Source organism: Myxococcus sp. RHSTA-1-4, from assembly GCF_020037125.1.
Classification (GTDB): Bacteria; Myxococcota; Myxococcia; order Myxococcales; family Myxococcaceae; genus Myxococcus.
Window position 1 is genome coordinate 498,969 of record NZ_JAIQDG010000001.1, and the last position, 14,427, is coordinate 513,395.

9 protein-coding genes are annotated in these 14,427 nt (G+C 68.2%); 7 read left to right on the forward strand and 2 right to left on the reverse strand.

Annotated elements, in window-relative coordinates; all coding sequences use genetic code 11:
* Nucleotide 1: 1 nt before the first annotated feature.
* From K8638_RS02085 to K8638_RS02110, 6 genes are read left to right on the forward strand one after another with little or no spacing between them, the layout of a single operon-like run.
* Nucleotides 2-4,489 (forward strand): pilus assembly protein PilY, encoded by a 4,488-nt coding sequence (locus K8638_RS02085; RefSeq protein ID WP_223752675.1) that lies wholly within the window; start codon nucleotides 2-4, stop codon nucleotides 4,487-4,489.
* Nucleotides 4,486-5,013 carry a hypothetical protein gene (locus K8638_RS02090; protein WP_223752676.1) on the forward strand — a complete coding sequence of 176 codons (528 nt, stop codon included), beginning with the start codon at nucleotides 4,486-4,488 and terminating at the stop codon, nucleotides 5,011-5,013. The genes K8638_RS02085 and K8638_RS02090 overlap by 4 nt, the downstream gene beginning before the upstream one ends.
* Nucleotides 5,010-6,203, forward strand: coding sequence for a PilW family protein (locus K8638_RS02095; protein ID WP_223752677.1), 1,194 nt, complete (start codon nucleotides 5,010-5,012; stop codon nucleotides 6,201-6,203). Before K8638_RS02090 ends, K8638_RS02095 begins: the two co-directional genes overlap by 4 nt.
* Nucleotide 6,204: 1 nt before the next feature.
* Nucleotides 6,205-6,849, forward strand: a complete 645-nt coding sequence (locus K8638_RS02100) for a prepilin-type N-terminal cleavage/methylation domain-containing protein (RefSeq protein WP_223752678.1) — start codon at nucleotides 6,205-6,207, stop codon at nucleotides 6,847-6,849.
* A gap of 35 nt (nucleotides 6,850-6,884) precedes the next feature.
* The gene (locus tag K8638_RS02105; RefSeq protein ID WP_223752679.1) at nucleotides 6,885-7,205 is read left to right on the forward strand and encodes a c-type cytochrome; all 321 of its coding nucleotides are present in this window, start codon (nucleotides 6,885-6,887) and stop codon (nucleotides 7,203-7,205) included.
* 58 nt (nucleotides 7,206-7,263) lie between these two features.
* Nucleotides 7,264-7,593 (forward strand): hypothetical protein, encoded by a 330-nt coding sequence (locus K8638_RS02110; protein ID WP_223752680.1) that lies wholly within the window; start codon nucleotides 7,264-7,266, stop codon nucleotides 7,591-7,593.
* Nucleotides 7,594-7,610: 17 nt separating this feature from the next.
* Here K8638_RS02110 and K8638_RS02115 read toward each other — a convergent pair whose 3' ends face one another.
* Nucleotides 7,611-9,068, reverse strand: a complete 1,458-nt coding sequence (locus K8638_RS02115; RefSeq protein ID WP_223752681.1) for a PAS domain-containing sensor histidine kinase — start codon at nucleotides 9,066-9,068, stop codon at nucleotides 7,611-7,613.
* Nucleotides 9,069-9,323: 255 nt separating this feature from the next.
* Between K8638_RS02115 and mfd the strand changes: the two genes are divergently transcribed.
* Nucleotides 9,324-12,917 (forward strand): transcription-repair coupling factor, encoded by a 3,594-nt coding sequence (gene mfd / locus K8638_RS02120; protein WP_223752682.1) that lies wholly within the window; start codon nucleotides 9,324-9,326, stop codon nucleotides 12,915-12,917.
* 75 nt (nucleotides 12,918-12,992) lie between these two features.
* On the opposite strand, the gene K8638_RS45080 is transcribed toward mfd, so the two are convergent.
* Nucleotides 12,993-14,381: a DUF2326 domain-containing protein gene (locus K8638_RS45080; protein ID WP_223752683.1), complete on the reverse strand. Its 1,389-nt coding sequence runs from the start codon at nucleotides 14,379-14,381 to the stop codon at nucleotides 12,993-12,995.
* Nucleotides 14,382-14,427: the final 46 nt, after the last annotated feature.

Consider the following 14,427-nt stretch of genomic DNA (forward strand, 5'->3'; position numbering starts at 1 on the left):
CATGCTGCGCACCTGCAGACTGCTCATCGCCGCCATGGTCTTCGCCATTCCCTTGGCGGCAACCGCCCAGGACGGCGGAACCTCGTTCAATCCCTGTATCGACACCACCGGTGATGACCAGCAGCCGGACTTCACCGAGGAAATGGGTGCGCGCAGCGCCATCGACGTGACGAAGGAAGGCTGGCTGCGCCTCAACACCTTCCACAGCTCGCTGAACCCCGAGCGCATCGTCCTGCCCTTCGAGCAGGACCTGGAGGCGCTCATCGTGGACGACCGCGCGGGTGAAGGCGCGTCCCACACCCTGGGCTGGTTCTACTACGACGACCTCGTCAACCGCGGCTACGTGGACATCCGGGACCCGCTCAACAACAACGACGACGTGCTCATCGACAGCGATGGCAACGGCGTGCCCGACTTCCACGAGGACCTCTACAACCTCAACGCCAACCGGCCCTACATCGGTAGCGAGGGCCCCCGCTGCCCGAGCAGGACATTCACCCACCCCAAGCCGGACGGCGGCACGGCCACGCAGTTCCGCGAGCCGGACCTCCTCACGGGCTCGTGCGGTTCGGACCCCAGCTACGACCCGGATGAAGGTCCCCGGCGCTGGCCGGATGACGACTGGTATCCCGACAAGCCGAATGGCGGCGTGGTGGGCATGCGCGTCGTGGACACGTCGCTGGACATCTCCAGTAACGGCCCCGACTTCAACCGCACCGACACCTACTTCAGCGACCGCGGCCTGTTCCCCCACATCCCCAACCTGCTGGAGCCCCGCGCCGAGGAGAACAACAACCTGGGCCTGGGCAACATCGTCTTCTATGCCACGGACGATGACGGCAACTCCTGCCCCGGCTCGGACACCGCCGAGTGCCTCCAGCCGCGCATGGGCTACACGCTCGTCAACGGCGTGAAGGTGCCGGCGGGCCCCCTCTGGGACAGGAGAGGCGCCTATGACGGCCTGCCCGACTACAAGGCCAGCGCGTTCGACACCCAGGGGCGGCTCATCCCCGGCAAGAGCCCCACGGCCCCCATCAACGAGGAGGACCGGCGCGTCAAGGTGGGCCGCATCCAGGGTGAGCGGGAAATCGTCTTCTTCCTCGTCACCTACGTGGAGCAGATCTACGGCCGCCTGGGCGGCGAGCAGGCCACCGACTCGTGCTTCATGGTGAAGCCGGAGGACGGCCGCGTGCAGTGCACCCTCTGGGCGCACGGCGACATCAACGTCTTCTTCTCCAAGACACTGCTCAACATGGACCTGCACCAGGTGGGCGAGGGCTCCCCGCCCGGGGACACGGAGCTCGTCGCGGAGAAGACGCTGCAGTCCGGCTGGCTCGACTTTGGGGCCTACACCCGGCTCGGGTCGGACACGTACGGCAACGTCACCTTCCCGGCGGACCAGCCCATCCAGCAGGTGCGCTCGTACGGGTATCGCGCGGCCCACACGCTGGTGGGAGCGCCCTACAACAACCCGAACGTCTGGATTCTTGGGTGGGAAGACCAGAACTCGGGCGGCAACCGCACGTACAACGACATCGTCATCCTCATCAACAAGCAGAACAACGGCACGTTCAAGTCGGACATCGTCTCCGACATCTCGCCGGACATCGCGCTGGACTACACCATCACCTCGGTGGAGATGACCATCAACGACCAGCCGTACAACAACATCGATGGCCAGCCGAGCGACTGCAGCCCCGACCTCGACATCCCCCTGCCGGACGGCGGCACGGAGCAGCCTCGGCCCAAAATCACCTACCAGGTGGCGCTGGACTGCCAGGTGTGCACGGCGGACTGCGGCACCGCCACCCCCACGTTCTCGCCCAATCCCGAGCCGGGCTGGGTGACGATGCCCTTCCCGGCGGCCACGGCGACGCCGGGCACGCGGGTGGACATCACCCGGTCCGTCAGCGACTTCCTCGAGCGCGGCTACACCGGCTCCCAGCTCTGCTGGCGCGCCATCATCGAGAGCCCGGGCGAGTCCTGCCAGCCCATCATCAAGAACGTCAACGTCTCCTACAAGGCGCAGAAGTCCGGGCAGTACGGGCGCGCCTCCATCCTCCCCGTCGCGAACACCATCCTCTTCGGCCAGTCGGAGACGCCGGGCCGCACCTGGTACACGCCCAGACCCTGGTACGAGAACCCCGCGCCAGCGAGCCCGAACGTCCTCTACCCCTCCTACCGCGTCTATGACCGGCGGCTGGACGTGAGCGAGCGCGGCCACGTCTACCTGCGCAGGCTCTATGAGCCGGAGAACCCGGCCCACGAGAACACCGCGGCGGACAACTGGGACACGTGGAACGGCGGTGAGCGGCTCAGCCACCACGTCCGCACGGACACCCCCGACACCCGGCTGCTGCTCAGCACCAACCCGAACAACGCCACCCCGGCCCGCGCCACGGTGGCCTCCCTGGCCGGGGAGACGCTGAACATCAGCCCGCTCTTCCCGACCTCCACGACGGCGCCCAACAACGAGACGCTGAACCTGTGCGCCCCCTCGCTCGCGGGCCGCTACGACCTCAACCAGGATGGCGTGTGCAACGCGAACGACCGCAACACGCTGCGCAACTGGCTCTACGGCTGGGAGTACAACCAGTACACCACCATTCCCGCGGGCCTTCCCGCGGAGCAGCTCCCCACCCGGCGCACGTGGCCCATGGGCGGCATCAACCTGTCCACCGCCGCCATCGTGGGGCCCGCCAGCGAGCCGAGCTGGCTCAAGCGCGCGCCCTCGTCCGAGCAGGATGCGTTCCGCGCCGCGACCTTCCTCAACCACCCCACCCTCCAGAACCGTCAGGCCGTGGCCTTCATCGGCAGCACGACCGGCTACCTGCACGCGCTGTCCCTGGGCAAGGTGCGCTCCGGGGACGACAACTGCACCGCCTTCAAGGAGTTCCGCGGCTACTTCGCGCACGCCGTCTCCCCCGGCTGTGCACCGGAGCGTGACTACGGCACGGGCGAGGAGCTCTACGCGTACCTGCCGGGCAAGATGCTGCGCTACTACGTGGAGAACTACATCCGCTCGCAGGACAAGACGAGGCGCGCCACGGTGGACGCCGCCCCCTCGGTGGCCTTCGTGGACCTGCGCAACAGCACGGAGTACCTGCCGACCACCGGCTACAACCCCGCGTCGGGGACGCCCTGGGTCCTCAACACGACGCCCGGGGCCAGGGAGGGCGCGAAGACCGTCCTCGTCAGCGCCACCGGCCCGTCCCAGAGCGTCTTCTTCTCGCTGGACGTCACCAACCCGGCCGACACCACCAACTACCCCGGCATCATGTGGGAGCTGGACGTGCAGCGTGACCGGTTCTATGAGTCCGGAGCGAACCAGGGCGCTCTGTGCTCGCCGACCGCGACTGACTCCGCGTGCAAGACGCTCGAGCGAATCTTCCCCAGCGACATGAAGCCGGACACGGGCGGCTCGCGGCACAACCCGGTGCTGGTGCGCATGGACTTCGGAACGGCCGGCGGCAAGAAGTGGGTGGCGGCCTTCGCCTCCGACTACTCGCCGAAGGTGTATGACCACGACAACAACGCGGCCACGCCGCCCCAGGCCTCGCGTGGAACGCTCTACCTCATCGACGTGAAGACGGGCGTGCCCATCCAGGTCAACCATGGCACCAGCAAGCTGAAGAACCTGCTGGCGGGCGTGGTGGTGCTGGGCGACGTCGGCGAGGGCATTGGCAGCGCGCCGGTGAGCGTGGACGTGGACGGCGACAGCAACTACGACGTCGTCTACGTGGCCACCACCCGCGGCCGCGTCTTCCGCGTCAACCTGAGGAACGTGGACACGTCCTCGGCCGCCAGCAAGCTGGGCAAGGTCATCAGCTCGTGTGTCATCGCCAATGCGCGCGAGGCCCGGGACCCGGCCAACGGCAACAACCTGGTGCAGGACGCCGCGGCCCAGAGCATCTACTCCAACATCGCCGTGAAGCAGGACCGCAACGGCGCGAGCAGCGCCGTGCGCATCTTCTTCGGCACGGGCAACAACCCGGATGACGACACGGAGGCGGTGGACCAGGGCGCGCGGCCGCGCTACCACCTGATGGCCTTCGACGACCCGAACCCGCTCACCGACACCTCCTGCACGCAGGGCAGCGTGGCCTGGGTGCAACCGCTGGACCCCCGGCAGGTGGTGTGGGGCGGCGTGACGCTGGGCGATGACGACACCGTCTACACCGCCACGGCGGTGGGGACGTCCGCCAACCTCTGCAGCCTGGACGCGGACGAGAGCGGAATGCTCTACGCCTTCGGGGCGGTCAGCGGCGGCGTGGCCGGCGGCAACGGCACCTCGCTGGGGGGCCACAGCCTCACGCAGCCGGTGTCCTTCGACAGACGCATCTTCGTGCAGGCCAACACCACCGGCATCACCAACAACCGGCCCGGCCAGGCGTTCAACACCGAGAGCGGCAGTGGCAACGGGACCCGCTCCCGCACGATCATCTGGGACGTGCGTCCGGGCGGCAACATCCAGGGAGTCATCCCGTGACGTCTCACCGTCGCTCAGCGGGGCCGCGGGCCCACCGCGGCATCACCCTGCTGGAGGCCATGGCCACCATGGCGGTGGTGGTGTTCGGCATCCTCGGGATATCGCTGGTGGTCCTCGCGTCCTCCAAGCAGAACCGCCGCAACCTCATCCACGCGCAGGCGGGCCTCATCGCGGAGCAGGAGCTGGAGCGCATCGTCTCCATGCGCTGCGCCGCGCCGCCCCCCGCCGCGCCCTGCGCCAACGTCGCGGCGCTCGACGACACGACGCGCACGGTGTGGTGGAGCTCCAACGGCACGCCCCGGGAAGTGGCGCCCGGGGCCGGGGACCCGGAGCGGCTGCGGTACGAGGTGGCGGTGGACGTGGACCCTCCTTTCGAGGGACAGGAGACCGGCTCGCCCGTGCTCAACCGGCTGGTGGCCGGGCAGCCGCTCTCGAGCGTCGTCAACGTGCGCGTCACCGTCAGCTGGCTGGACGCGGACCTCGGCCGCCGCGCGGTGGCGTTGCAGACCCGGATGGCCCAATGAGAAGCCGCTTCGCTCCCCGAGGCTTCAGCCTCATCGAGATGATGATTGCCAGCACCATCGCGCTGTTCATCATCGCCGGCGCCGTGTCCGCCGGTATCTACCTCCAACGGCGTGGCCTGCTGGAGGAGCGCACGATGGAGACGCAGAACGCCGGGCGCGCCGCCAGGGACCTGCTGAGCCCCGCGGTGCAGCGGGCCGGGGCGGGCTTCGGCAGCGCGCCGCTGTACCTGGGGGGGGCGCCCGAGAACCTCCGCTACGCCGTCTCGGTGAGTAGCGACGCGGGCTTCTCGGGAGACCCCACCTTCGCGCTTCCGACAGGCACCTACGCGGGCATGCAGTCGGACGTGCTGGAAATCTTCGAGGCGGACATTGCCCGCGCGCTGCGCCTGGACAACTGCGGCGCCAGCGACGTCCGGATGGGCGGCAACAACAACGGTCCGCTGTGCCTGGAGCGGCCCGCGCCTCCCGACTCGGATGCCGGCATTCCGGCGAACACGCCCCTTATCGTGGCCGACCCCCAGGTGCGGGCCGCGTGCGTGGGGGTCGCCCAGGCCGGGCGCAACAGCGGCGGTAACAACAACCTCTCCTGGACACTGGGAGCCCCCGGCGCCGCCGCCTTCGCGGCCAACAGCCCCTGCTCCGGTACGGCGCCCATTCCGCCCCTGTTCGACGACGCCCGGCCGGAGAGCGACGGGTTGCTCATGCCGCTGTCCGCGCGGGCCTTCCGCGTCAACTGGAAGAGCGGCCAGCCGGTCCTGGAGATGGACCCGGATGGCTCGCTGGGGGCCCAGGGCTACCAGCCGCTGTCCGACGAAATCGAGCGGCTGCAGGTGCGGCTGGGCGTCGAAATCACTCCGGGCGCGGCGCTGGTGTATTACCCGGACCCCACGTCCATTCCCGTGCGGCCCGCGCTGGACCAGTGCACCAACGCGGCGTGCTGGCCGCACCTCGCGGCGGTGGACGCGGGCGTGATGGGGGTCAACGATTATGGCCCGGGCAGCGCCCGCGACGAGCTGATGCGGCGCGTGCGCGTGGTGGAGCTGGCCATCACCGCGCGCTCCGACCGGCCGGACAGCCAGAGCGTGATTGACGGCGGCGCCGACGACGAGAACAACCCGATGGACGGCTACAAGCGGCGCCACTTCATCATCCGCGTCGCGCCGCGCAACTTCGGATTCGCAGGGGGCTGACGTGCGAGCGACACAACGGGGAATGACGCTGCTGGAGCTGATGACGACGGTGGCGATTGCCGGCATCCTCCTGGGGCTGGGCGTCACCGGCTTCCAGGCCGTCATCCGCAACCAGCGCGCCAGCGCCGCCGAGCGCTCCATCCTCATCGCGGCCCAGGAGGCCCGGCGGAATGCGCGGCTCACCCGGCAGCCGGTGCGGCTTGGACAGGTCACCACGACGGAGAACGGGGTCGAGGTGCCCGGCCTGCGCTGGGAGAAGCTGGACTGCGCGAACGCGGCCACGGACAACTGGGGAAGCCAGTGTCCCCTCACCGCCTGCCTCAACGCGCCGTGCAACAATGATGGTGGGCCCTGCACCTGCACCGACGTGGGCGAGGCGGTGCCCCTGTCGCCGGAGATGGACGTCTCCTCCCTGGTGGGCACCTGCTGGTTGGGCGAGAGCGGCCGGCCCGTGGCCGCCGCGGGCGCCACCTCATGCAACCCCACGGGCGATGCTCCCGCCGCGGGGACGCTGAGAATCCGGCGCAAGCGGGAGGGCGAAGCGGCCTACACTCCGACCCGGGTGCTGGTGGTGGACCCGCTCACCGGCGCCGCGAGCATGGTCGACTGTGAAAAGGAGCCGGCCGCCGCCGGCTGCGCGCCCTGAGCCCACGCCACCGGATTCCCGAGGAGACACGGACGATGATGAAGCGGTTCGCCCTGATGATGGCCCTCTGCCTGGCCCCGAGCGCCCACGCGGAGGACGTCGCCGAGGTGTGGAAGGCGAAGTGCAAGTCCTGCCATGGGGACGACGGCAAGGCGAAGACGAAGATGGGCCAGAAGGAGTCCATCGTCGACATGAGCCAGCCCGCCTGGCAGCAGGCCCAGACGGACGCCGACATCCGGGAGATGATTGCCGACGGCTCCCCCCGGAACCGGAAGATGAAGCCCTACAAGGACAAGCTCTCCCCCCAGCAGCTTGACGCACTGGTGGGATACATCCGCACAATGAAGGCGAAGTAGCCGGCTTGAATTTCCGCGCGAGGCCGCGCGTCATGGGGGATGAGAAACGGAGCCGCCCATGAAGAACCTCGCCGTCGCCCTCGTGTTCTGCCTGTCCATGGTCAGCCTCTTCACCGCGCTGCGCGCGGACGCCCTGTCGTCCGTCCGCATCGAGAAGGGGCTGTCCCGGCCGGAGCCGCTGTCCGTGCTGCAGCGGGGCGACGGCAAGGGAGGGGGCAAGGGCGGCGGTGACGACAAGGGCGGCAAGGACGACGACGAGGAGGACGAGGAGGAGTACCGCGCCCGTTACTCCGGCCTGTCCCAGGCCGCCGCCCTGGAGCTGGTGGACCCGGGCGCGCTGGAAGACGTGCTCCGCGTCCGCGCGGGCCTGAAGTTCGGCGCCCGCTGAAGCCGCCTGCCCCTGGCTCAGGTGCCCCGGCCCGGAAGGGCGCCCGGCGGCCGGGCCACGCGGGGCAGCGTCACGGAGAAGCGGGTGCCGGCGTCCACCGAGGACGCCACGTCCACCCAGCCTCCATGGGCGGTGACGATTTGCGACACGATGTAGAGGCCCAGTCCCAGCCCCTGGTGCTGGGGCCTCGGCTGCCCGGGCTCGGCCGGCGCGCGGTGGAAGGGCGCGAAGAGGCGCGGGCGCAATGAGTCGGGGATGGGCGGCCCCCCGTTGTGCACCTCCACGCGCTGGAAGTGCGCGTCCGCGGCGGACAGCCTGACGCGCACCCCCGTCCCCTGCGGGCTGTGCTGCAGGGCATTGCCGAGCAGGTTGGACAGCACCTGCCCCAGCCGCTCCTCGTCCCATACGCCGCGGGACTCGCCCTCCACCTCCAGGAGGATGGGGCGCTCCGGGTGGGCGGGCTCCAGCTCGGAGATGATGCGGCGGCACACCTCCTCCAGCGACACCTCGCGCGGGCGCACGGGAATGCCGCCGGCCATGCGCGCCCGGGTGAAGTCCAGCAGCTGCTTCACCAGCCGCGCCATGCGTGCCGCGCTCCCGTCGATGCGCTCCACCCCGCGCCGCACGTCCGGCGGCAGCGTGTCTCGGGCGAGCAGGGCCGCGGCCGTCAGACGCACCGCGGCCAGCGGGTTGCCCAGGTCGTGCCCCAGCACGCCGATGAAGCGCTCCTGGTAGCGCGCCTCCTCCTCGCGCTCCAGCTCCAGGCGGCGCCGCGCGGTGACGTCCCGGCTGATGCCGAAGAGGCCATAGACGGTGCCGTCTCCGCGGCGCAGCACGCCCTTGGTCGTCTGCCAGATGCAGTCGGTGCCCGGGCCGCCCTCGGAGTCCTCGTAGGTGTCCGTCTGCCCGGACTCCGCCACCGCGCGGTCATGCTCCAGCGTGGGCACGGCGGCGGTGGGGCCCAGCAGCTCCGCGTCCGTGCGCCCGAGGATTTCCCTGGGCGGGCGGTTGAAGGCGCGCGCGGTGGCGGGGTTGATGAGCACGTAGCGCCCATCCAGGTCCTTCACGTAGATGGCGTCCGTGGCGCTCTCGATGACGGTGTGCAGCAGGTCATGGTCCCTGCGCAGGGCCTCCTCGGCGGCCATCCGCTCGGTGAGGTCCTCCAGGAAGAGGACGGTGCCGTCCTCCCAGGGCGACACACGCGCCTGCAGCCACACGGTGCCCACGGGAGAGCGGCGCGACAGCCGGACCACCTCCGGCTCGCGGCGCACCGCCACCCGGACACACACGGCGAACAGGCCGCACGCCTGCACCCACGGGGCCTCGTCCAGCAGCCGCTGGCGCACGAGGGGGCGCTCCTCCCGCCCGAGCCAGCGCTCCGCATAGGTGTTGGCGGAGACGCACTCGAAGTCGAGGATGCCGCCCACGGGGGAGCGGACACTGCGCAGCACGATGACCGCCTCGGAGGGGGGCATGTCACCCCCGCTGACCGGGCGCTTGTGGCTCCCACGTCCGGATTGCATGGCTGGCGCGGCCCCCCAAGTCGTGCCCTTTGGAGGAAGCCTGTCCCACACGGGGGCATGGGAGCAACCGGCCCCCGGTCCCACCGGACCGTGCCGGACCGGACCCGGTGGATGGAGGGGCCGCCCGTGACACGACAGGCCGCGCGCTCTGTCGTTGATTTGGGCCTCCCACCCCCCTAATTACCCGGGGGCCCTCAGGGTCCACTCATGGACACTCCCTTCACTCAGAGGCTGGATGTGGAGGCGGCGCTGCACGGCGGCGCGCCTCCGGTGGCAGGTGACCCGCTCGCCCAGGTCCTGGAGGCCCTCCACCCCGGCCGCCGCGTGCGGACGCAGGGGCTGAAGGGCGCGGCGCGCGGCCACGTGCTGGCCCGCCTGCACCAGGCGGCCCGGGCGCCGCTCGTCTGCGTGGCGGTGGACGAGGAGGCGGCCGACGCCCTGGCCGCCGACCTGGCCTTCTTCCTGGGAGGCAACGGCAGCCTGCTGGAGCCGCGCGTGCTGCGGCTGCCCGCGGACGAGATGCTGCCCTACGACGAGCTGTCGCCCGACACGGCCACCGTCACGGAGCGGCTGGGCGCCCTCTTCCACCTGGGCCAGGGCACGCGCTTCCCCGCGGTGGTGATGTCCGTGCGCGCGCTGTACCGCCGCATGCTGCCGCTGGACGTCATGACGTCGCTGTCCGAGCGGGTGGTGGTGGGACAGGACTTCGACCGCGACTCGCTGGCGCTGAAGCTGGCGCGCATGGGCTACCAGAACAGCCCGCTGGTGGAGGACGTGGGGACGTTCTCCGTGCGCGGCGGCCTGCTGGACGTCTTCAGCCCGCTCTACGACAAGCCGGTGCGCCTGGAGTTCTTCGGGGACACCATCGACTCCATCCGCGCCTTCGACCCGCAGTCGCAGCGCACGGTGGACTCGCTGAAGGAGGTCGTCCTCGTGCCGGCGCGGGAGGTCCTCCTCACGGACCAGACGCGGCCGCGCGCCGAGGCCGCCGCCCGCGCGGTGGCGGACCGCATCAACCTGCCCACCATCCAGCTCCGCGAGCGGCTGGACGCGCTGCGAGAGGGCCTGCCCGGCTTCGGCCTGGAGGGGCTCTTGCCCGGCCTCTTCGAGGGTGGGCTGTCCACGGTGTTCGACTTCCTGCGCCAGTGGGGCAAGGAGCCGCCCGTCTTCTACCTGGACGACCCGCTGGGGTTGGACCGCGCGGTGGACGAGCTGTGGGCGGAGCTGGAGCGCTCCTTCACGGCGGCGGAGGCGCGGCAGGACCTGGTGTGCCCGCCCGCGGAGCACTTCCTCACGCGAGACGCGGTGGCGGAGCGGCTGGGCGCCTTCCGCGTGGTGGAGGGCGGCGGCCTGTCGCTGGCGCAGTCGGAGCGGCCCCCGGTGCTCTTCAGCTTCGGCGGCACCCAGGATTTGCGCGAGGCGATTCTGGCGCACCACGGCGAGGAGGGCGCGCTCAGCCCGCTGGTGGAGCGCCTGCAGCGCTGGCGGGACATGCGCGTGGCGTGCGCGGTGGCGTGCGGCACGCTCAGCCAGGCGGACCGGCTCAAGCGCCTGCTGCTGGACCGCAACGTCATGGTGAAGGTGCACACGGAGCCGCTGGCGGACGTGTCCGCGCTGTACGAGCCGTCCGTGTGGGCCCACCTCTTCACCGGCGAGGTGAGCCACGGCTTCGTGGACGGCGCGGGCGGGCTGGCCGTGCTGGCGGACGAGGAGATTTTCGGCGTCCGCGCGCGCCGGCGCGTCAAGCGCGGCAAGCGGATGGACGCCTTCGCCTCCGGCTTTGGAGACTTGAAGGAAGGCGACCTCATCGTCCACACCGACTTCGGCATCGGCCGCTACGCGGGCCTGACGAAGATGCAGGTGAACGGGGTGCCCGGGGACTTCCTCGTCCTGGAGTACGCGGGCCGCGACAAAATCTACCTGCCGGTGGGCCGCATGCGGCTCATCCAGAAGTTCTCCGGCGGTGACCCGGAGAAGGTGCAGCTCGACAAGCTGGGCGGCACGAGCTGGGAGAAGACGAAGAAGCGCGTCAAGGAGCAGCTCCTCAAGATGGCGGCGGAGCTCCTCCAGATTGCCGCCGCGCGCAAGGCGCACCCGGGCCATGCCTTCAGCGCGCCGGACCGGTACTTCGCCCAGTTCGAGGCGGACTTCGAGTTCGAGGAGACGCCGGACCAGGCCAAGGCCATTGAAGACGTGCTGGCGGACATGCAGAAGCCTCAGCCCATGGACCGGCTGGTCTGCGGCGACGTGGGCTACGGCAAGACGGAGGTGGCCATGCGGGCCGCCTTCAAGGCGGCGTTGGACCGCAAGCAGGTGGCGGTGCTGGTGCCCACCACGGTGCTGGCGCAGCAGCACTACCTGTCCTTCAAGAAGCGCTTCAAGGACTACCCCGTCACGGTGGAGGTCATCTCCGGGCTGAAGAAGGCGCCGGAGGTGCGCGAAATCCTCAAGCGCGCCAAGGAGGGCAGGGTCGACATCCTCATCGGCACGCACAAGCTGCTGGGCGGCGAGGTGGCCTTCAAGGACCTGGGCCTGATGATTGTCGACGAGGAGCAGCGCTTCGGCGTGAAGCAGAAGGAGTCGCTGAAGAAGTGGCGCTCCCAGATTGACGTGCTGACGCTGACGGCGACGCCCATTCCCCGCACGCTGCACATGAGCATGTCGGGCGTGCGCGACATGAGCATCATCGCCACCCCGCCCCAGGACCGCCGGGCCATCCGCACCTTCGTGATGAAGTCGGACGACGCGGTCATCAAGGAGGCGATTGAGCGCGAGATTGGACGCGGCGGGCAGGTGTTCTTCGTGCACAACCGCGTGGAGTCGCTCCCGTCCGTGGAGCAGCAGCTGCGCACGCTGGTGCCCCACGTCAGCATCGGCGTGGCACACGGGCAGATGGGCGAGGGCCAGCTCGAGAAGGTGATGCTGGACTTCACGGAGCGGAAGTACCAGGTGCTGCTGTGCACCTCCATCATCGAGAGCGGCATCGACATCTCCAGCGCCAACACGATGATTGTGAACCGGGCGGACCAGTTCGGCCTGGCGCAGCTCTACCAGCTCCGCGGGCGCGTGGGCCGCAGCAAGGAGCGCGCGTACGCGTACCTGCTGGTGCCGTCGCGGCGGGCGGTGACGAAGGACGCGCAGCGGCGCCTGGAGGTGCTCCAGAACTTCACCGAGCTGGGCGCGGGCTTCTCCATCGCCAGCCACGATTTGGAGATTCGCGGCGCGGGCAACCTGCTGGGCGACAAGCAGTCGGGCGCCATCGCGGAGATTGGCTTCGACCTGTACGCGCAGCTGCTGGAGGAGGCCGTGGCCGAGCTGCAAGGCCAGCCGCCGAAGATGCAGGTGGAGCCGGACGTCAGCCTGCCCATGCCGGCGCTCATCCCGGACGACTACGTGCCGGACGTGCACCAGCGGCTCGTGTTCTACAAGCGCTTCAGCCAGGCCAGCCACCCGGACGAGGTGACGGACCTGCGCGCGGAGCTGGTGGACCGCTACGGCGAGGCCCCGGACGAGGTGGACGCCCTGTCCGAGCTGACGCTGCTGAAAATCGACATGCGGGACTTGCGGCTGCGCGCGCTGGAGGTGGGCACCGGCCGGCTGGTGGTGACGCTGGGCGCGGACGCGCTGCTGGACGGCGCCAGGGTGGCCGGGCTGGTGCAGCGCTCGAAGGGCGTGTACCGGCTCACGCCGGACATGAAGCTCATCGCCCGCGTGTCCCAGGACCTCGGCGGGCATGACCTCATCGCCGAGGCCAAGAAGGTGCTACGGGACTTGAGCCACTGCGCGCTGCCTCAGGCGTAGCGAGCAACAAGCCACGTTGCGCCGCCCCTCTCGGGCAAACCACAGCCCACCCAAGCCCGGATGGACAAACACGCATCAAGGCAGTCGGAAGAACTTATCTTCTTGCGACAGCCGAAGCACAGCAGCCCTTTTCACCAACGCGTCATCAACAGACGCCAACTTGTCAGCCAAAACACAAACAAGAAACTGGCCTTCAACACTCTCGGCAAGCTCAAAAAGCGTCTGCAACTGGTTAACTGAGACTGTTTCGACTTGGTCGTGCAAGGTAAACCGTACCGTATCCGATCGCAAGTCGCTCTGTAGCTTCATGTAGGCAAGATCGAATGCCGCGATCTGGGCGCGCTTCTTTCCTGTTCCCTCATTCCCCGCAACATTAGATATCTTGAACTCATACCTCTTACGCCCCTTCACCTCTCGTGCATCATAATAGACCACATACTCTTCCCCATAAAGACGACGTGAGTAATCAGAAAAGGCGGCGTTAAAAATCTCCAGTCGTTTATCTACAGCATGCTGACTTGCCGCGATGGCTGCCTCAGCCTCATCCAGCACCTTACGCGTGTCCTCTAGCTCTTTCTCAAGCTCCTCTATGCGCGAAAGCAGACCCATTTTCTCGCCACGACTCTCGTGCAGGCGATTGACCTCCATGTGAATTTTATTTAGATCCGCCAGAACCCCCTTATCTGAAATCACCTTAAGCAAAGCAGACTCTCTGCCCGCCGCAGCAGAAAGAGCCGCCTCTCGTTCTTCCAACTGAGCACGCGCCCGCTCAATACCCTGCTGCACAAAGCGGACCTTGCTCTCAACCATCGCATTATGAAAGCTCTGCAACTCCGAAAACTTGCGTGCGAGCTGTGGAAGTTCACTCTTGGCGGCCCTATACAACTCTTCCAAGCGAGCTGTGTCGATATTAGTGGACGCCTCCTTAAGGGCGCGCACCGTCCTTTCGCTATTCTGAATGCGCAATTGAAGGCGAGACATACTCAAACCAAGACTAGTAATCTCTTCCCTCACACCACTCAGAGTCGACAACTCGCTCCTTACCGCAGGACCCACTTCAAACTGCCCAAGTTGCCTCTGCTTTTGAGCAAGGTCGCGATCAATAACAGCAACCATCTGCCGCAAGGAGTTCTTCGAAACCCCTTTAAATCCAGCAAGCTGCCCATCAACGGCCTTCAACTTTCGCTGAAAGTCCCTACGTTTTCCTAGCAACTCCTGATCGTCGAACCCAAAAAGGAACAACCAAACAGGCTCATAATCCTCAAAAGAGGCACTTGAATGAAGGAACCATAGCGTATTCGACACCTGCTGCTCGCCGATTCGGATAAACTTCCTAATCAACTGCCTGAGCGACGGCTTCTCGGTTCGCAGTCGAAACAACTCATAGCCCAACTTCCTTAATGCCTCTTTTTGCCCCGGACTCTCTCCGTTGACAACTGGCGGTTTTCCAAACTCCCGAAGCACGTGCAAATTCCTAGTTGATGAGCGAGCCTCCAACTCAAAGACAACA